A 21,071-nucleotide genomic window follows, 5' to 3' on the forward strand; every position below is an offset into this window, starting at 1 on the left:
CCAACCGATGAAAAAAAACATTATAACCCTTTTGTTATTAGGAGTTTCCCATTTTGGATTTTCCCAGGCTTATGAATTTAAATCCGTTATAGACATTGAAGCCGGGCCTGTAGTCTCGCAAGGCAAAACCGGAACTTGCTGGAGTTTTTCGACTACATCCTTTATTGAAGCTGAAATTATCCGCTTGACGGGAAAAAAAATTGATATTTCAGAAATGTACAACGTTAGAAACACGTATCCCAAAAAAGCCCAGAATTACATCCTACGCCAAGGCAAAGCCCAATTTGGGGAAGGCGGCTTGAACCACGATGTCATCAATAGCATTAGAGATTTTGGCATGGTTCCGCAAAATGTTTACTCTGGATTATTGCCTAATGAAACCGTTTACAATCATGTTGAAATGGTCGCATTGCTTGAATCGATGCTGAAGGTATATGTCGAGAATCCTGCCAAAAAATTATCTCCTCATTGGAAAGAAGCCGTTTCTTCCATTCTGGATATTTATATGGGCAAAAAAGTGGGTGAATTTACTTTTGAAGGAAAGAAATATACTCCACAAAGTTTTTTAGCGATGACAAAAATCAATCCTGATGCTTATGTTACTATTTCTTCGTTTGTCAATCAGCCTTATTACAAGCCTTTTTTATTGAATATTCCCGATAATTTTTCGAATGGTCTTTTCTATAATTTGCCTTTGGATGAATACATCCAGAATATAGACAATGCCCTAGAAAATGGATATACGGTAGCTTTAGATGCGGATGTGAGCGAGAGTACTTTTTCTGGAAAAAATGGCATTGCCGTTATTCCTGCCCACGATGAAGATGCCGCAACTATTTTGACTGAAATCAAACCCGAAATGGTAATCAGTCCAGACTATCGTTTGGAACAATTTGAGAATCTAAGCACTACCGACGACCATTTGATGCATATTGTGGGAAAAGTAAAAGACCAAAAAGGAAGCATTTATTATAAAGTAAAAAACTCTTGGGGAACTAATGGAACGCATAATGGCTTCATTTACATGAGTGTTTCCTATATGAAATTAAAATCTATTTCGGTTTTAATGCACAAAGACGGCTTGACCAAAAAGAGCCAAAAAGATTTGAATTTGTAACTGAATTCCAAATAAAAAGAGGAAAGCATCAAAAAACGCTTTCCTTTTTTTTTTATTGCAGATGGAGTCTCCCTAACCCCCTAAAGAGAAATCAAAAACTGATAAACTATTGCTTTAGGGAATTGAATTTACTCTTTTACCAAATAAATGCCGTGGCATTATAAAAAATAACCCTGTCAGGGTTTTGTGTTTTTGTAAAAGACTCTTTTGAACCAGGAGGTCAATGTCATTACGTTAAGGATTCGTACTCGTCTGTTCGAGTGTCCCGATTTTTATCGGGATGTATCGAGAACTTTCTTTTATAAAAGGCTTCTCGATACAATTTTGAATAGTAAAGCTGTCGCATTACCATTCAAAATCACTCGAAGTGACGGTAAAAAGGCTTAACTTAATGACATGGCACTCGAGATGACAGTTTGCCGGAAGCTGGATTTAGGATTGCAATGCCATTACAAAAAAGTAACCCTGTGAGAGTTTCAAACTCTGACAGGGTTATTGGAAACGAGGTGTTTATTTACTCTTTCACCAAATAAATTCCGTCTTCCTTGATTTCGATCAGTTTTTCTTTGTACAAGGCTCCGATGGCTTTCTTGAAGGTTTTTTTGCTCATTTTCAAGACCGTTTTGATGTCTTCGGGATGGGAATTGTCGGTCAAGCGCAAGAAGCCGCGACTGGCACGCAATTCGTCGAGAATTTTCTCGGCGTTGGGTTCGATGTTTTGGTAGCCCTGGATTTGGAGGGAAACGTCAATTTTGTTGTCGGGACGAATGGTTTTGATGTATCCCCTGAGTCTGTCTCCTGTTCGAATGGCATCGTCATAGACCTCATCTTTGTACAAGAGGCCTTTGTGTTGCTCGTTGATGATGACGTTGATTCCCAATTCGGTGATGTGGGAAACGATCAAGTCTACTTCCTCCCCTTTTTCGACCGTAAGGTTATCATTTTTCAGGAACTGGTTGGTTTTGCTGGAAGCGACCAAACGTTTGGTTTTTTCGTCCATATAAAGATACACCAAATAGCGTTTTCCTTTTTCCATCGGGCGTGCTTGCTCCTTGAACGGCACGAGAATGTCTTTTTCCATTCCCCAATCCATAAAAGCCCCCACTTGGTTGACGTAGTTCACGCGCAAAAGGGCAAACTCGTTCAACAGAATGTAAGGTTCCAAGGTGGTGGCCACCGGACGTTCTTCGTGGTCCAAATAAACAAAGACGATGATCTCCTCGCCTATTTCCCATTCGTTGGGCACGTATTTGTTGGGCAAAAGGATGTCGTGGATTCCTTCGGGGTCTTTTTCGGGATTTCCCAAAAACAATCCTACTTTGGTGTCGCGTAATATGGTGAGCGTGTTGTATTTTCCTATTTCAATCATTATATTCAAATTTTCTAAAGTGCAAATGTACGAAGATTTAAAGGATTTATCTTGAAGCCACTGCATTCGCTTTTAAGAGTTTTAGCCACGAATTACACGAATTGTCACAAATTCTATTCCTTCTTAAAATTGAATGACTATTTTGGCTAAAGCCAGTTAGACATCAAACCTGAATTCCGTTGACTAAAGTCAACGGCAATTGAATTGAGTCCAAACCAACCTAGTAACTAGAATTCCGTTGACTAAAGTCAACGGCAATTGAAAAATGTATTCTTTAGATTCAAAGATTAGATCAGGGCATTCGCTTAAAAAAAAGTAAGCCACGAATTACACGAATTTTCACTAATTTTATTAATTAGCGGTTGGCTCCAATTATTAAATTTTGAGAAAAAGAAAAATTGAAACACCTAGCAACATAGAAAAAAGAGTTGCATAGCCCCATTGCTTCGCCTGTTCGCCATCACTGGGGTCTTGGGTTCACAGAGTCTATATTGCATTTAATATTCAACCACAAATTACACCAATTATCACAAATTTTATTATTTAGCGGTTGGCTCCAATTATTAAATTTTGAGAAAAAGAAAAATTGAAACACCTAGCAACATGGAAAAAAGATTTGCATAGCCCCATTGCTTCGCCTGTTCGCCATCACTGGGGTCTTGGGTTCACAGAGTCTATATTGCATTTAATATTCAACCACAAATTACACCAATTATCACAAATTTTATTATTTAGCGGTTGGCTCCAATTATTAAATTTTGAGAAAAAGAAAAATTGAAACACCTAGCAACATGGAAAAAAGATTTGCATAGCCCCATTGCTTCGCCTGTTCGCCATCACTGGGGTCTTGGGTTCACAGAGTCTATATTGCATTTAATATTCAACCACAAATTACACAAATTATCACAAATTTTATTAATTAGCTGTTGGCTCCAATTATTAAATGTTGAGAAAAGAAAAATTGAAACACACAGCAACATAGAAAAAAGAGCTGCATAGCCCCACTGCTTCGCCTGTTCGCCATCACTCGGGTCTTGGGTTCACATAACCAATATTGCATTTAATATTCAACCACAAATTACACCAATTATCACAAATTTTATTAATTAGCGGTTGGCTCCAATTATTAAATTTTGAGAAAAAGAAAAATTGAAACACACAGCAACATGGAAAAAAGAGCTGCATAGCCCCATTGCTTCGCCTGTTCGCCATCACTCGGGTCTTGGATTCACATAGCCCATATTGCATTTAATATTCAACCACAAATTACACCAATTATCACAAATTTTATTAATTAGCCGTTGGCTCCAATTATTAAATGTTGAGAAAAAGAAAAATTGAAACACCTAGCAACATGGAAAAAAGAGTTGCATAGCCCCATTGCTTCGCCTGTTCGCTATCACTCGGGTCTTGGGTTCACAGAGTCTATATTGCATTTAATATTTAACCACAAATTACACCAATTATCACAAATTTTATTAATTAGCAGTTGGCTCCAATTATTAAATGTTGAGAAAAGAAAAATTGAAATACATAGCAACATAGAAAAAAGAGTTGCATAGCCCCATTGCTTCGCCTGTTCGCCATCACTCGGGTCTTGGGTTCACATAACCCATATTGCATTTAATATTCAACCACAAATTACACCAATTATCACAAATTTTATTAATTAGCGGTTGGCTCCAATTATTAAATGTTGAGAAAAAGAAAAATTGAAACACATAGCAACATGGAAAAAAGATTTGCATAGCCCCATTGCTTCGCCTGTTCGCCATCACTCGGGTCTTGGGTTCACAGAGTCTATATTGCATTTAATATTTAACCACAAATTACACCAATTATCACAAATTTTATTAATTAGCCGTTGGCTCCAATTATTAAATTTTGAGAAAAAGAAAAATTTAAACACATAGAAACATAGAAAAAAGATTTGCATAGCCCCACTGCTTCGCCTGTTCGCCATCACTCGGGTCTTGGGTTCACATAACCCATATTGCATTTAATATTTAACCACAAATTACACCAATTATCACAAATTTTATTAATTAGCCGTTGGATCAATTATTAAATTTTGAGAAAAGAAAAATTGAAATACATAGCAACATAGAAAAAAGAGTTGCATAGCCCCATTGCTTCGCCTGTTCGCCATCACTCGGGTCTTGGGTTCACAGAGTCTATGGTTTATTTAACATCGTGAAGGAAAGTAAATCTTGTATTTTTCAGTTTTCATAAAAATATTTAACTTCTCGCAGGACTCTTTCTTTTATGAATTTACTTAAACCGTTTTCTGAAATTAATCTACTTTTTTATGTAGTTTTTCTTCTAACTCAAAATGAATTTTAGATAAAGTAAAAAGTCCAATCGGCTGATAAAGCGAAAAAAGGATGTCCATATCACTATCCTGATTTTCCTCATTTCTGGACACAGAACCAAACAACCCCATCCTTTTGGGATGATACGGTTTTAAAGTTTTGATGATGCTATTTAACTGATTCTTTGCTACCATACTACAAAGATTGTACAAAAAAAACAAGGCGGGAATCCTGCATTTCACTCCTTTCTATTTCCGTTGATTTTTCGTATGTTTGTTTATTAGCTTATTCCATCACAAAAAGTTAGAATGACATGAAATACCAAAACTTGATCTCCAGCATAGACGAAACCCACCAAACATTGCAACAAAATGCGGTGAAAGCCGTGAACAGTCACATCAGTCTACGAAACTGGCTCATTGGGTATTATATCGTAGCATTTGAACAAAATGGAGAAGATAGAGCAAAATATGGGGGCGAAATTATTGAAAGAATTGGCTAAATCATTGAAGATAAAAGGTCTTGGAGAAACCAATTTAAAACAATGCAGAAAATTTTTTCAATTGTACCCACAAATAAGTCAGACAGTGTCCGACTTTTTGAAAAACAATCCAATAAAATTCAAAAATCTAATTAGTCAGACATCATCTGACCAATTGAATATTGTCATTCCCAATCCAGTTGACGAAGTAAAATTTGAAACTTTTGAAGCTAAAAATCAATATTACGAAACTGTTTTCAAGCAAATTTCGTTTTCTCATTTCATCGAATTAATTAAAATTGACAATCATACAAAACGTAAATTCTATGAATTGTCCGTTATAAAAAACACCCTATCGGTTCGTGAACTGGAGCGCCAAATTGCCACTTTAACTTATGAAAGAGTTGGTTTATCTGCCAATGCCGATTTGGCATTCCAAGAGCTCAACAGCAAAATAACTCCAGAAACAACCAACGATGCCATAAAATCTATTTACTTTTTTGATTTTCTGAATTTGCCCAACGCCCATCTGGTTCAAGAAAACGAACTCGAAGAAGCACTACTAAATCATCTCGAAAAATTCATTATCGAACTCGGCAACGGCTTTTGTTTTGAAGCCCGTCAAAAACGGATCCTGATTGATGACGAATATTATTTTGTGGATTTGGTTTTCTATCACCGATTGCTGAAATGTCACATCCTCATTGAATTGAAAGTCGATACTTTCAAACATGAACAGCTTTCGCAACTCAACAGTTATGTCGCTTTTTATAACGACCAAGTCAAACAAATGGACGACAATCCCAGCATTGGAATTTTACTATGCACTGAAAAAGGAAACAAAATGGTCGAATATGCGCTTGCCGGAATGGAAGAAAAACTATTTGTAAGCAAATATCTCGTGCAATTGCCCCAGAAAGAACAACTCATCCAATTTATAGAAAACGAATTGAAGAATAAATAGGGAATTAAAACTGAATTTAAAGAAATCGTTTCCATGACTTAGCCAGTTCTTGGTTCTAATTTTTTAAAGCTAATTATATTAGGGCATTCGCTTTTAAAAGTTTCAGCCACAAATTTCACAAATTATCGCAAATTATACCTCGTTTCAAATTACACGAATAATGAAAATAGATAAAATTCGTGCCATTCGATTTCAATTTTGATGACAATTCGTGACAATTGGTGTAATTGCTCCGCCAATTCACTATCGTTCGGGTCGTGACTAACTTTTTTTAAATGCGAATGCCGTGTAATTATATTAGTCCGCCACATTATGGCAGACAAACTACATATCTTTGAAAAATAAATCAAAACAGTATGTCAAAATTAATTTATTTTAAAAGGTATTTGTACGTTATCGACCGCTTGCGAAGCCGAGCTTGCAGTTTCAACGATTTGCAAGAACACGTGATGTGTAAATTGGAAAACGACGATATCGACACGACTTTCGAATATGCCATTCGCACTTTTGAACGGGACAAGAAAGACATTTCGACCCTTTTTGGGATTGACATTCACTACAACCGCAAAGACAAAACTTATGCTATTGACGAAGCTGAAATCGAAGACCAATCGGTAACTCGAATGATTGATGCTTTTTCGATTCATCACGCCCTGCAAGAGGGAAATAAATTGTCGCCCAGCGTGTTTTTGGAAAACCGAAAATCATTGGGAACGGAGCATATTCACGGCATCATTCACGCTATACAAAATGGGTATCTTTTACAATTTACCTATCAAAAGCATTGGGAGGATTTTAGTACGGAGCGGGAAGTAAAACCCATTGCCATCAAGGAATCGCAACAGCGATGGTATTTGGTTGCTTTGGACAAAAAAAATGATAGAGTAAAAACCTTTGGTTTAGACCGAATCTCCAACCTAAAAATTACCGAAACCAAGTTTAAACCCATTGCTTATAACGTAGAAAAGGAATTCCAACACGCTTTTGGAGTGGAGACTTATGAGGCGGCAGAAAAAGTGCTTTTGGAGTTTTCCAAACAGCAAGGCAATTATATTAAAACTTTTCCATTGCACGAATCCCAACGCATTGTGGAAGAAACCGAAGATACTGTAATCCTGGAAATTTTTATTCACACCACCAACGATATTAAAATGGAATTGTTGAAATATGGAAATGATGTAAAAGTACTCTCCCCTATTTCACTTCAAAATGAAATCAAAAACAGGATTTCGGAAATGTATAATCTTTATATATAATTTATGGAAAAAGAAGAATTTGTGCGCTTATTTTCAAAACGAATGGATAAGCTAGAGAGTACTTTTAAGGAAAAACTTCCAGATGGAATAGATGATAGAACAACAGCGAGTATTCCGTTAGGTTTTCTAAATCGATTAGTAATTGATGGTAGATTATATAAGATAGAAATTTCAGGAATGAATATTACAAATTGTAATGAATAGCAATTAAATTTATGGATTCTTTTACCGCTATAGATTTTGAAACGGCAACAGGTTACAGGAACAGTATTTGCCAAGTTGGATTGGTGCAAATAAAAAACGGAATCGTTATCCAAGAAGTCGATTTTTTAGTTCAGCCACCCGATAATTATTACTGGAATCGCTTTACGGACATTCACGGAATTGCCGCAAAAGACACTTTGAACTCTCCTACTTTCGACCAAATTTGGCAACATATTGCGCCTTATATCGAAAACCAAAACGTAGTGGCACACAATGGCTTTGGGTTCGATTTTCCTGTTTTAGATAAAACACTTTTGCATTACGGTTTAACTATTCCAAATTACAATAAATTTTGTACTTATAAGATTTATAGGTCAAATTTGGCTACCTTGTGCGAAGAACACGACATTCCGCTGAATCATCACGATGCTTTGAGTGATGCTCGGGCTTGTGGGGAGTTGTGGTTGAAATGGTTAAAGATTTAATGAATGTATTTACAAAAAAATTAAAGAAAATAAAAAATGGAAACACGGTTAACAATTAAAAAAATGATAATTGAAGGGAATAAAATGTATGTTCCTTCATATCAAAGAGCTTATTCTTGGGAAACAGAATTAGAAAACAGTAAAACTCCTAAACAAGTAAATGTGTTTTTGAGTGATTTAGAAGATTACAACAAAAGTCTTGAAAACAACAGTACTCCGTATTATTTTGGACATTTTTTATTTGAAAATAAAGGAGAAAATAAAGGAGAAAATAAAGTAGGCATCATTGATGGTCAGCAAAGAATGACCACAATAGTTATTTTTGTTTCATCTCTTTTTAAAAGACTAAAGGGAATGAGAGAACTTTCAGAAAATGAAAGTATCTTATTTGAAGATTTAATAAAAAGAGGAAGTTCAATATATCGATTTGAAACAGTAGATTATGACAATCGTTTTTTCAAAGATTACGTTATTGATCAAAAAGAAAAAAATAATAAAAATTTAGATACTGAATCTAAAAAAAGAATTACTAAGGCTTTCGATTTTTTCAATCTTTACTTATCCAATAAAGATGAAAATTACATCTTGGAAATGTTGTCTTCAATTGAAAATGCTTCGTGTACAAAGCACAATGTCGCTAATGAATCGGAGGCTATTCAAATGTTTATTTTTCAAAACAATAGAGGAAAAAAGCCGTCAAATCTTGAGATAATAAAAGCTCAATTTATGTTTAACGTTCATTTATATGGCGGAGAAGAAAAGGAGACATTAATTGAGGAAATAAAAGAACGATTTGAAAATATTTATAAATCAATTTCATCAATTGAATACAATATTGATGAAGATGATGTTTTGATTTATACTTTGCGTATTTATTTCAATTCACTTTGGGAAAATGGGGCTATTGATAGAATAAACAGAATTTTATCGGAAGAAAACTCTATCTTTTTTATAAAAGAATTCACTTATTCACTTAATAAAAGCTTTGAATATCTGACAACTTTCTTTGGAGATGATCAAAGAGAGTATTTGCAAATACATTCTTTAATTACTTTGGGTGGGATTGGAATTTCTCTCCCTTTTGTCATCAAATCCTATCAATTTGGAATTTCAAAATCAGACCTATGCAATCTTTGCTCCTCTCTAGAATCACTAGTACTACGCCATAGATTAATAGGAACAAGAGCAGATATAACATCTCGAATAAACCCTGTCTTTCAAAATTTCGATAAAAATAATTCGTCTATCGAACCAATAATTAAACAAATTGAAGATATTAAAAATGTAGAAAATGGTTGGTGGGCTCATTGGAATAATGAAACTTTAATTCAATCCATCAATGGTTTTATACATCATCCAACAGCAAAATTTATTCTGTGGAAATATGAAAATCACTTGGAGTCTCAAGGCAAAAGTGGATATCAACCTACACGATTTGACAAAATTGAATCTCCTGAGTTAGAACATATCGCTCCACAAACAGAAACTGCAGGGGGAGCTGTTAATGCTGGATATAATGAATATGACGAAGAATTCAGAAATGAATACATAGATTGCTTAGGTAATTATTTATTACTATCAAAATCTCATAATTGTTCCGCAAGTAATAGTCCATTTTGGGATAAGAGAAATTCTTATAATTATTTAATGCAACAAAAAGAAATTCAAGAAATGACAAATGAAAATATAATTTGGAATAAAGAGAAAATAGACGAAAGACACAAAAAGATAACTGATTTTATTATGGAAACGTTTTAATTTTCTTCTTATATAAATAGTAACACAGAAAATATATTTTTTAAACGACACTCCCACCCAAGTGTCGTTTTTTTATACAACTAATTTTCTCTACGTCACATTCTGGCAGTTCCTACTTTTAATTTTGAAGAAATTTAAAAAATCAAACTTATGGAATATGCACACTATAGACCAGAACATTGCGTTTTACTGGACAATTTAAAAAATGATGTGGTAAAAAAAACTTTAGCTTATATGGTTGATTTCAAAGAACACGACAATCTTGTTGTCGTACCCAAACCTCATTCCGTCGAAATTTCCAATGCTGAAATTTGTATTGCTGTCATCCTATTTTCTGGTTTTGAAAAGGAAGAATATGAAGCTTTATTAACCAAAGATAATTTTCATATTATTTCTTTTGATACCCTATTTCAAACAATGGTTGAATTTGAAAATATGTCCATAAAATACTTCGATTCTATGGCTTTGTTTTTTATGTCTTTGGCAAGGACAGATGATACAAACCTATTTGATCTTTTAAGACTTAAAAATCTGAACGCAAATAAAACTACATCTAATTTAAATAAAACGTATTTCAGAAATGATCTTGTATGGAATCAGGACTTATTTTCTTTGCTCTATAAAAAAACCAAGATAAATGAAAATAGAAAAAACATCAAAAACCAGTTTGCAAGCTCAATGGTTTTGGAGAGTCTTCCTGAAGCCTTTTCCGAAGTGAATTTAGAACGTATTAATTCCTCCTATATAAATGAATTTGTTAAATATGGTGGACTGTTGGACAATAAGGAAATCGTATCTGAATTAGATAAAAAGAAGCCTTTATTTATTGGTTTTGGAGTTAGTTCGGGTCGAACTCGGGCAAAAAAAGCAACCGAACTAGCTCTATCCAATCTTAATTTATATGTTACAATAGTAGAGAATGTTAAAACTATTTTACTAATTATCTCCGCTGACAGTATTGAAATGAATATAGATGAAATTGGCGAAATCAATGATATTATTCAAGAAAAAGTTGGCTATAATGCTGGAATTATTACGACCGTGAGTCTAAATAAAAATCTGGGGAAATCTTTGTCCGTTACTTTAATGATATCCGAATTTGAAATTGATAGAAATAAATTTTAATCAACAAACCATATTTATTGACTTTAGCCCTGATTTATATAACTTTTTTGGCTAAAGCCAATTACACATTAAACCTTAATTCCGTTGACTAAAGTCAATGGCAATTGAAAAATGTATTCTTTAGATTCAAAGATTAGATCAGGGCATTCGCTTAAAAAAAAATAAGCCACGAATTACACGAATTTTCACTAATTTTTATCAAATTTGAAATTGAATTGCACGAATTCTATCTTTTTAAGAATTCGTGCAATTAAAAAACTAGTTGTAATTCGTGTTTATTCGTGCAATTCGTAGTGGAAATTTTTAAATGCGAATGCCCTGAGATTAGATATCTTTTTTTTGCCTGCTTTTTTTATATATTTACATCAAAACACGGCAATCAAACCTTCAAACCAAACCTAATTTCATAACGAATGAACACAGGCGAAATACTAATTTATCAAACCCAGGAAGGCAAAGTAAAACTTAGCGTTACCTATAATGACGATAATTTTTGGCTTAGCCAAAAACTAATTGCACAACTATTTGGGGTTGAAGTACCAGCAATTAGCAAGCATTTTTGAATCGGGCGAACTCGATGAAAATTCAGTTGTTTCCAAAATGGAAACAACTGCATCTGATAATAAAAGCTACTTAACAACTTATTACAACCTCGATGCCATCATTGCTGTTGGTTATAGGGTAAATTCCAAACAAGCCACTAAATTTCGCATTTGGGCAACACAAACCCTAAAAGAATTTATCATCAAAGGTTTTGTCTTGAATGATGAAATGCTCAAAAACGGCAAACCTTTTGGTAAAGATTATTTCGACGAATAGTTGGAACGCAGTCTTGACATTTTACCCAATACAGGAAGCATTACACACGAAAAAGCCGTTGAAAAAGCACATTCTGAATACGAACAATTCCGAATTGAACAGGACAAAAAATACATTTCAAATTTGGATTTAGAAATCTCAAAATTGAAGAAGTAAAAGAAAGAAGTTTCTATTTTTATACCGAAAACGCATATAAAACAGTCCAAAATAAAAGGGCATTTGTCAGTCCGTAGGAGTCGCTAAGCACGAGAGTAGGGACGCTTTACAGCGTGACAAACGGAGTAGTTAGATTGGATTAAAATATAATAATGTTTGCTATTACAACAAAAACTACCCAACACTTATTGACTTTTGCCAAAATCATACAACTATTTTGGCTAAAGCCAATTACAGATTAAACCTAAATTCCGTTGACTGAAGTCAACGGCAATTGAAAATGTATTCTTTAATCAAATTATTAGACAGTGTTTTTTGAGTCCAGACCAACCTGATAACTAGAATTCCGTTGACTGAAGTCAACGGCAATTGAAAAATGTATTCTTTAATCAAATTATTAGACAGTGTTTTTTGAGTCCAGACCAACCTGATAACTAGAATTCCGCTGACTGAAGTCAACGGCAATTGAAAATGTATTCTACAATCAAATATTAGACAGTGTTTTTTGAGTCCAGACCAACCTAGTAACTAGAATTCCGTTGACTGAAGTCAACGGCAATTGAAAATGTATTCTTTAATCAAATTATTAGACAGTGTTTTTTGAGTCCAGACCAACCTGATAACTAGAATTCCGTTGACTGAAGTCAACGGCAATTGAAAATGTATTCTTTAATCAAATTATTAGACAGTGTTTTTTGAGTCCAGACCAACCTGATAACTAGAATTCCGTTGACTGAAGTCAACGGCAATTGAAAAATGTATTCTACAATCAAATATTAGACAGTGTTTTTTGAGTCCAGACCAACCTAGTAACTAGAATTCCGTTGACTGAAGTCAACGGCAATTGAAAATGTATTCTACAATCAAATATTAGACAGTATTTTTTTGAGTCCAGACCAACCTGATAACTAGAATTCCGTTGACTGAAGTCAACGGCAATTGAAAATGTATTCTTTAATCAAATTATTAGACAGTGTTTTTTTGAGTCCAGACCAACCTAGTAACTAGAATTCCGTTGACTGAAGTCAACGGCAATTGAAAATGCATTCTATCAAATATTAAACAGTGTTTTTTGAGTTCAAACTAACCTAGTAACTAGAATTCTGTTGACTGAAGTCAACGGCAATTGAAAATGCATTCTATCAAATATTAAACAGTGTTTTTTGAGTTCAAACTAACCTAGTAACTAGAATTCTGTTGACTGAAGTCAACGGCAATTGAAAATGCATTCTATCAAATATTAAACAGTGTTTTTTGAGTTCAAACCAACCTGATAACTAGAATTCCGTTGACTGAAGTCAACGGCAATTGAAAATGCATTCTATCAAATATTAAACAGTGTTTTTTGAGTTCAGACCAACCTAGTAACTAGAATTCCGTTGACTGAAGTCAACGGCAATTGAAAAATGTATTCTACAATCAAATATTAGACCGTGTTTTTTGAGTCCAAACCAACCTAGTAACTAGAATTCCGTTGACTGAAGTCAACGGCAATTGAAAATGTATTCTATCAAATATTAGACAGTGTTTTTTGAGTCCAGACCAACCTGATAACTAGAATTCCGTTGACTGAAGTCAACGGCAATTGAAAATGCATTCTATCAAATATTAAACAGTGTTTTTTGAGTTCAAACTAACCTAGTAACTAGAATTCTGTTGACTGAAGTCAACGGCAATTGAAAATGCATTCTATCAAATATTAGACCGTGTTTTTTGAGTCCAGACCAACCTAGTAACTAGAATTCCGTTGACTGAAGTCAACGGCAATTGAAAATGCATTCTATCAAATATTAGACCGTGTTTTTTGAGTCCAGACCAACCTAGTAACTAGAATTCCGTTGACTGAAGTCAACGGCAATTGAAAATGCATTCTATCAAATATTAGACAGTGTTTTTTGAGTCCAAACCAACCTAGTAACTAGAATTCCGTTGACTGAAGTCAACGGCAATTGAAAATGCATTCTATCAAACATTAAACAGTGTTTTTTGAGTTCAAACTAACCTAGTAACTAGAATTCTGTTGACTGAAGTCAACGGCAATTGAAGCAAATGTAGGTTGTAGTTTCAAAAAATTAGAGGTTGTTTTTATTGTAAACCAACCGAATAACTCTTGAGCAACTAATGAGATTCCTCCTTCGTCGGAATGACAAAATTGTGTCTATTTGTATTATTACATTGTGACCACTCTAATAACTGGTGTCGTCCAATTGCACTTTTCCATTAAATGTTCGGTACAAAAAGAAGAAATAGGCTCCCAATAATGGTGCGCCAATAGCCACAATAGTCAACATAATTCCCAATGATTTTTGGGAGGAAGCCGCATTGTAAATCGTCACGTTGTATTGGGGATCGATGGTCGAAATCAAGAGCGTTGGATACAATTGCAAGGCCACTAGAATCAGCAAAAAGGCCATTGTCAAGGACGAAAACACCAAGGCCATCATGTATTTCTTTTTGGACACCAAACGCGGGACATTGGCCACAGCCAAAAAGGACAAAACCGGCACCACAAAATAGTGTGGTTTTTCCCTGAAATTGGCGGTAACTTCGGGGATAAATACCAAGGTATAAAGGGTCGTAATCCCGAAGCTGATGATGAAAAATATCATTCCTTTTTGAAGCAAAAAAGTCAGTCGATCGTGCAATCTGCCTTCGGTTTTCAATAGCAGGAAGATGGCTCCCTGGGTCATAAAAATGGAAAGTGTCGTAAGTCCAACCATTATGGCATAAGGATTTAGAAATGAAAAAAAGATGCCTCCGTGATAGGTAAAATTAGGCCCCAAGGCGAAACCCTGCAAAATATTACCCAAAACGACACCCAGCAAAAAGGCAATCATAATACAAGAGACACTATAGGTAATATCCCAAGTTAGTCTCCACCAAGGCATTTCTTCGGCACTTCTGAACTTGATAGCGGCTGCTCTCAGTACATTGAACATTAAAAATAACATAAACGGAATGTACATGGCCGACAACATCGTGGCGTACATAACTGGGAATCCCGCAAATAATGCTCCACCTCCGATTACCAACCAAACCTGATTCGCATCCCAAATTGGGCCAATGGCGTTGATGGCAATTCTTCGGCTCAAGTCTTTCCTGAAAAACAAATGCCAAGCACCTGCGCCAAAATCAAAGCCTTCCAAAATCGCGTAACCCGAAAACAACAATCCGATTACCAAATACCACAAAGTAGGATAATCTATTCCCAAAAAAGTTTCCATAAGCCTGGATTATAAAAAATTAATTTCTGACGATTTTTCCAATTCATCATAAGGGCCGTGTTTTATTTTTTTATTCACCGAATATAAAAACAAAACCAACAACAGCGAATAGACGAAGGTGAACAAGACCAATGAAAACACGATTTGGTTGGAGGACACTTCTTGTGAAAATGCTTTATTGGTTCGTAACAGTCCATAAACTACCCAAGGTTGTCTTCCCATTTCGGCTGCAAACCAGCCCACTTGATTGGCGATTTGGGGTAAAATTACCGAGAAAGAAAATATCCACATCAGCCATTTAGTTTCGAACAATTTTCCCCGCCACCAAAGAAAACTAGCGTAGAGCGTCAATCCTATTAATGCCATTCCTATGGCTACCATAATGTGGTAAAACTGGAAAACGGCATTGATTTGACTTGGCCTGTCTTCGACCGGAAAGTCATTCAATCCTTTTATGGGAGCTTGAAAATCTTGATGCACCAAAAATGACAATCCACCAGGAATTCCCAATCCAGTAACGGTTTGTTTCTCTTTATCTACCCAACCCAAAAGATACAAATCGGCAGGTGAATTTTTCTGGAAATGTCCTTCCATTGCGGCCAATTTTGCGGGTTGATTCACTGCTACCCCATCGGCGGAACTGTGCCCGGAGAGCAATTGCGTGAGTGAAAAAACGGTGGCCACGACCAAGGTAATTTTGAATGCTTTTTTGGATATTTCGACGTAACGCCCTTTTCTAATATAATACGCATGAACGCTCAAAACCAGGAAGGTTCCCGCCAAGATTGCGCCTTGCCAAACGTGAATGATTCGATCGACGCTGGAGGGATTGAAGACCATTTCCCAAAAATCGGTTACTTCGGCGCGGGCGTTTAAACCTGTTCCGACGATATGATAACCTGCGGGAGTTTGTTGCCAAGAATTGGCCACCACAATCCAAACGGCGGAGAACATCGAGCCTAAAAATACGCCTAAAGTAGAGACAAAATGCACCCAAGGTTTTACGCGGTTCCAACCAAATAGCAGTATTCCCAGAAAAGTGCTTTCCAAACCAAAGGCAAACAAGCCCTCGGCGGCCAATGCACTTCCGAAAATATCGCCAACATAACGGGAATAGACCGCCCAATTGGTTCCAAATTCAAATTCCATTATGATTCCGGTGGCCACGCCAATCCCGAAAGTCAAGGCGAAGATTTTAATCCAGAAACGGGTCAGGATTTCGTACTCCTTGTTTCCGGTTTTGAGGTAAAGTCCTTCGAAAATGACCATTATCAATCCAATACCGATGCTTAACGGCGGATAGATGTAATGGAAGGCAATGGTAAAAGCAAATTGAATGCGGGCCAATATTTCAACGTCCATAATACTAAATTTTACACCAAATTTAAGCAACAAATATCGGAATGCCATTACAGCATTTGATAATTAACTTATTCATTGGAAATTAAAAAAAAATAGACGCCCATTCATGGAAATACCACAAAAAAAACTTATTTTTTTATGGTATAATACACTTTTTTTGTCACCGGAATTCCCGTTGCGGTAATGCCTTCCAGAGCCACTTTTATCTTGGTTTCGACCTTGGTGTTGTAATAACTTAAACTGGCGTTGCCCGTTGCGTCGGGATGCACGAACGGATTCCAATAGAGGGTGTTTCTCACGGCCAATTTATTGTCCAACTCGGATTGTTCCGGATTGGGCGAATAAAAAACTCGTGCGACGTAAAAACCGTCTATTTCTTTTTTAATCGAATGAAAAGAGGCTTTTTGGGGTTTGCCAAGATTTTTGTATCGATTTGTATAAATGTAAATACCTCCAAAATTGGGGTCATCGACAAAATCTATTTGCTCAATTTCATAGGGAGATATTGCATATACTTCAGCAAAGGTAGCCGCATTTCCATCTATAAAATACCCCTCGGCAGGGTCGTCAAAAAACCCATCTTCCGTAAAAGCATACATCCTTTCCATACCACTGTTAGCAGAATGCCTAAAATCTTGAATAACATCATAGACATTATAATAGGATGCCGTATTTTTATCTGCTTTATAGGTATAGGATGGATTTATATAAGGAACACGCGTAATTGCAGGGTTTTTCTTTGGGGCAATAATTACCACTTCCTTCAAAACATTTTCGGGTTTTATCCCAAAGGCAGTAAATTTTTTATACACATTTTTACCGACCAAGTTTGTGGATTCAGGCAAACTAATGGATTCTTTTTGAATAAAAACAGCCAATGGAGGTTGTTCGATGGAGTCCAGCACTATTTCTCCCTTAAACTTTCCTTTTTCATCCCTGGTGTTTAAATACATTTTGGCTTTTCCGGAAAACAGCAGGTTTTCATATTTGAAACGTCCCATAGAATCCGTGGTCGCATTAAAAATACCATGTTTCTTATTGCCCATTAAAGCCAATGTCATGTTGGCATTTACCCTTGGCTTATTTCCAAAAAAATGTTTTACCCTGCCGGTTATCGTGATGCCTTTTTCTGCTTTATACCCTAATCTATCATCCACTTCCGGGATTTTTTTCCATACAAAATCCCGCCAACCTTGGGTCAAAAGCAAGTTGTCCAAGTGTTCCAGTCGTTTTGGATTAGCAGTATCAAAATAGTATCCCGGATTAAATACTTTTCCTCTAATGTCCGATTCCATCAGGAAATAAGAACTAATGTTTGAATCAAAATCTTTTTCTTCAACTTGTCCATTCCTATCAGTTACACTTAACGAAAAACTGGCTGATTTGGCTACTCCATCTTTAGATTTTGAGCTAATATTCACTATTGCTTTTTCATTGGGTTGATAACTGGCTTTGTCTGTCGAGAGTTGCACCTCTAAATCGTGTTCATTTTCAATGTAAATCAATCGCTCGCTTTGCGGTTTGTTGTCGCTGTCCAACAAGGTGATTTGGCTTATGCCGTCGGGAGCAACTTCCTTTGGCAATTCAAAAGACAATTCTGTTACTCTTACGGTTTGCTTGGTTTCCAAATAGGAAATCCCTCTTGCTTTGCAAACAAGCGTAAGCACCCCATCGGGATTCTGGGCCAAGGTGGCATTGTTTGTGCAAATGCTAATAATATTTCTGCCTTTAAAAATTTTAAAACTCAACAAATAGCCTTTCTTGGCGGCTTTTGGAAGTTCTTGATGCAGTAGTTTCCCATCCGGAGTCTTGATTTTTGCGTAATAATTTTTCCCTTCCATGGGTATCATCTGGAATTTCCCCATACCATCATGTTGACTTGAAAAAGAAGCCACCAATTCGTCATCTGCATCGAAATCGTAAATTTCACCTTTAATGTCTATCGGGTTTCCATTACCGTCAACAGCCTTAAAGCCCACAACGCTGGTCGCATTTTCCAAAAGCCAACCGCCTTCGGGAAAAAAATCAATCCTATAGCTGGTCGGGTTCTTATTTTCAGTGATTATGCTTGCCGCAACAGCGGCACTATTTTGTGTTTTATCAATTTTGGAACCGGATTCAAAAACATTCATGATTTCAATATCTTTTTTGAACACAAAATCATCCCCAAAATTCCTGTTCCAATTAGTGTAAGCCCTCAACTGGTAAACTCCAGGTTTCACGCCAAGAGAATCGACCAATTGAAAATCGCCGTGTCCCAACCCCATTTCTATGTTGGTCTTGTTTCGGGCAATTATCTTGGAATCGGGCGAAATTAATTCCACATACAAGATATTGCTGTTGTCGTAAAGCAGGTTGTTGGAAGCACGAACAGCATAAGCTTTGTAATACAAATTTTCACCTATAAAATAGATCGAATTGTCCGTATGAAGATATACTTTTTCGACATCAGGAATTGATTTTTGCTCTTGGGCGTGCAAAAAACCAAATGTTAAAACAATACTTAAAAAACAAAGTAGATGGTGGTTTTTATTCCCGATAAAAGTCTCAAGCATATCAAATGTGGATTTATTTTAAACAACATAAAATTACGAAGAAATAAAATCTTGTTAATTTTATATTAAAAAACAAATCAACAATCATACCAAGAAAAATCTTTCAAAGACAAGAACAGTATAATTTTAAACCAACTCCCTGAAATACTGCAACAATATCTTGCTATTTTCCAAGGTTGGCGTAAAAATTTCGAGAATACTTGGTTTGTCGTTTTGGGCGTACAAAGTTTTCAAGCTGTTTTCCAGACTCGTTTCATCGCTAGCAATGCTGTATTCGAAACCGTACATTTTGGCCAATTGCTCGGCGGTCAAGCAGTGGGAGGTTTCGAAAAACTTGTTGAAAGTAGGTGTTTCCTCGTGTCCGGGCAAAATCCTGAAGATGCCTCCTCCTCCATTGTTGATGAGGATAATCTTGAAGTTTTTGGGCGTGTATTCGTTCCACAGGGCATTGCTGTCGTAAAGAAATCCGATGTCGCCCGCTATCAAAACCGTAGGTCTTTCGTTGGCCACAGCCGCACCGATTGCAGTGGAAGTACTTCCGTCGATGCCGCTGGTTCCGCGATTGCAAAAAACAGTTATCGAAGGGTTTATGGCAAACAATTGGGCGTATCGAATGGCTGAGCTGTTGCTCAAATGCAGCATCGTATTTTCCGGCAAGGAAGGAATTATTTTTTCGAAAGCCTTGAAATCCGAAAAAGGAATATTGGCAAGATATTCTTGGTGTTTCTTATCCCTCAAAGTCGAAATTTGTTCGAAAGTCGAATAATAATTGCTTTTTATGGGGATGGTAAACGGCAAGAATTGGTTGAAAAACGGATTGGGATCCACCTTGAAATGTTTCGTCAAACCACCGTAAGTGTCATAGGCTCTTAAAGTATCGATGTGCCAATGATGCGTTGGTTTGTACTCTCTCAAAAATGCTTTTATCCTTTTGGAAACCACCATTCCGCCGAAAGTTACCAAAATATCGGGTTGAAGATTCTTGAATTCCTTCTTTGTGAAAGGCGTAATTATGGTGTCTATATTATTCAAAAAAGAAGGGTGCTGCAGGTTGGAAGTGGTTTCCGTCATCACCACCACCGAATGATCTTTTGCCAATGAATCAATAATTGCAGCGTCAATCGTGTGGGGTTTGTTTTCGCCAACGAGGATCAATTTCTTTTTGGATTTGTTCCAAATATTCGTGAATTCGACAATTTCGTCGACAGCTATTTTGTGGTGCGTTTTATTGAAAGCCGAAATCGTGACATCGACATCCAATTTGGCAACCGTTTGATACAAGGGTTCTTCAAAAGGCGCATTGATGTGGACGGGACCTTTTTTGGTAAAAGCCATGTTGATGGCTTTGTTGATTTTCAAGTCGTTTTCCACCGAAACTTCCTCGGTCAAATTGGCATTGTAGAGCGAATGGTTCTTGAACACGTTTTCCTGGCGAATGGTTTGGCCGTCGCCAATGTCTATCTTGCTTTGAGGTCGGTCGGCAGAAATCACTATTAGCGGGATTTGGCTGTAAAAAGCTTCGGCAAAAGCAGGATAATAATTCAACAATGCCGAACCCGAAGTGCAAACCACGGCAACGGGTTTCTGGATTTGTTGGGCAATTCCAAGGGCAAAAAAAGCGGCGCAACGTTCGTCGGCGATGCTGTAGCAATTGAACTCGGGATTGTTTACAAAACCAATGGTTAAAGGTGCGTTTCTGGAACCGGGAGAAATTACTATGTTTTTGATTCCTTTGGCAAGGCAAATCTGGATAATGCTTTGCGCAAGAGGTATTTTGGGATAAACCATTATTTAAAGTTAGAAGTTAGAAATTAGAAGTTAGAAGTTCGGGGCTTCAACTAAAAACCTGAAAAGCAAAGATACAAAGTTGCTGCTCTTTTCCCC

15 protein-coding genes are annotated in these 21,071 nt (G+C 36.3%); 9 read left to right on the forward strand and 6 right to left on the reverse strand.

The genetic code is table 11. From position 1 onward, the window contains the following. Positions 1 to 7 precede the first annotated feature (7 nt). Positions 8 to 1,117: a C1 family peptidase gene (locus OZP13_RS07365; RefSeq protein ID WP_281299194.1), complete on the forward strand. Its 1,110-nt coding sequence runs from the start codon at positions 8 to 10 to the stop codon at positions 1,115 to 1,117. 514 nt (positions 1,118 to 1,631) lie between these two features. Here the strand turns inward: OZP13_RS07365 and OZP13_RS07370 are convergent. After that, the gene (locus tag OZP13_RS07370) at positions 1,632 to 2,486 is read right to left on the reverse strand and encodes a CvfB family protein (RefSeq protein ID WP_281299195.1); all 855 of its coding nucleotides are present in this window, start codon (positions 2,484 to 2,486) and stop codon (positions 1,632 to 1,634) included. Positions 2,487 to 4,779: 2,293 nt separating this feature from the next. Then, on the reverse strand, positions 4,780 to 4,992 hold the full coding sequence (locus OZP13_RS07375) for a nucleotidyltransferase family protein (RefSeq protein WP_269243237.1): 213 nt from the start codon (positions 4,990 to 4,992) through the stop codon (positions 4,780 to 4,782). Positions 4,993 to 5,111: 119 nt separating this feature from the next. Between OZP13_RS07375 and OZP13_RS18735 the strand changes: the two genes are divergently transcribed. From OZP13_RS18735 to rhuM, 8 genes are all read left to right on the forward strand, one after another. After that, complete coding sequence (locus tag OZP13_RS18735; protein WP_269243238.1) at positions 5,112 to 5,300, forward strand: DUF1016 N-terminal domain-containing protein; 189 nt, start codon at positions 5,112 to 5,114, stop codon at positions 5,298 to 5,300. Next, positions 5,248 to 6,243, forward strand: coding sequence for a PDDEXK nuclease domain-containing protein (locus OZP13_RS07380; RefSeq protein ID WP_281299196.1), 996 nt, complete (start codon positions 5,248 to 5,250; stop codon positions 6,241 to 6,243). Before OZP13_RS18735 ends, OZP13_RS07380 begins: the two co-directional genes overlap by 53 nt. A 356-nt stretch (positions 6,244 to 6,599) precedes the next feature. Further along, positions 6,600 to 7,499 (forward strand): helix-turn-helix transcriptional regulator, encoded by a 900-nt coding sequence (locus OZP13_RS07385; protein ID WP_281299197.1) that lies wholly within the window; start codon positions 6,600 to 6,602, stop codon positions 7,497 to 7,499. Between the two features lie 3 nt (positions 7,500 to 7,502). Beyond that, on the forward strand, positions 7,503 to 7,703 hold the full coding sequence (locus OZP13_RS07390) for a hypothetical protein (RefSeq protein ID WP_269243244.1): 201 nt from the start codon (positions 7,503 to 7,505) through the stop codon (positions 7,701 to 7,703). A gap of 11 nt (positions 7,704 to 7,714) precedes the next feature. Next, complete coding sequence (locus OZP13_RS07395; protein WP_269243245.1) at positions 7,715 to 8,188, forward strand: 3'-5' exonuclease; 474 nt, start codon at positions 7,715 to 7,717, stop codon at positions 8,186 to 8,188. 36 nt (positions 8,189 to 8,224) lie between these two features. Further along, positions 8,225 to 9,946: a DUF262 domain-containing protein gene (locus tag OZP13_RS07400; protein ID WP_281299198.1), complete on the forward strand. Its 1,722-nt coding sequence runs from the start codon at positions 8,225 to 8,227 to the stop codon at positions 9,944 to 9,946. Between the two features lie 150 nt (positions 9,947 to 10,096). Then, complete coding sequence (locus OZP13_RS07405) at positions 10,097 to 11,071, forward strand: FtsZ/tubulin family protein (RefSeq protein WP_269243248.1); 975 nt, start codon at positions 10,097 to 10,099, stop codon at positions 11,069 to 11,071. Positions 11,072 to 11,671: 600 nt separating this feature from the next. Beyond that, entirely contained in the window at positions 11,672 to 11,890 is a 219-nt protein-coding gene (gene rhuM / locus OZP13_RS18740) for a RhuM family protein (protein WP_269243250.1), read from the forward strand. Positions 11,891 to 14,232: 2,342 nt separating this feature from the next. Here rhuM and cydB read toward each other — a convergent pair. The 4 genes from cydB to menD all read right to left on the reverse strand — a co-directional run bounded on the left by cydB (position 14,233) and on the right by menD (position 20,975). Then, the gene (gene cydB, locus OZP13_RS07415) at positions 14,233 to 15,270 is read right to left on the reverse strand and encodes a cytochrome d ubiquinol oxidase subunit II (protein ID WP_281299199.1); all 1,038 of its coding nucleotides are present in this window, start codon (positions 15,268 to 15,270) and stop codon (positions 14,233 to 14,235) included. A 9-nt stretch (positions 15,271 to 15,279) separates the two neighbouring features. Further along, the gene (locus tag OZP13_RS07420; protein ID WP_281299200.1) at positions 15,280 to 16,632 is read right to left on the reverse strand and encodes a cytochrome ubiquinol oxidase subunit I; all 1,353 of its coding nucleotides are present in this window, start codon (positions 16,630 to 16,632) and stop codon (positions 15,280 to 15,282) included. Positions 16,633 to 16,760: 128 nt separating this feature from the next. Further along, the gene (locus OZP13_RS07425) at positions 16,761 to 19,187 is read right to left on the reverse strand and encodes an alpha-2-macroglobulin family protein (protein ID WP_281299201.1); all 2,427 of its coding nucleotides are present in this window, start codon (positions 19,185 to 19,187) and stop codon (positions 16,761 to 16,763) included. A gap of 126 nt (positions 19,188 to 19,313) precedes the next feature. Beyond that, complete coding sequence (gene menD, locus OZP13_RS07430) at positions 19,314 to 20,975, reverse strand: 2-succinyl-5-enolpyruvyl-6-hydroxy-3-cyclohexene-1-carboxylic-acid synthase (protein WP_281299202.1); 1,662 nt, start codon at positions 20,973 to 20,975, stop codon at positions 19,314 to 19,316. Positions 20,976 to 21,071: the final 96 nt, after the last annotated feature.

This window comes from Flavobacterium limnophilum, assembly GCF_027111315.2.
GTDB classification, from domain to species: Bacteria; Bacteroidota; Bacteroidia; order Flavobacteriales; family Flavobacteriaceae; genus Flavobacterium; species Flavobacterium limnophilum.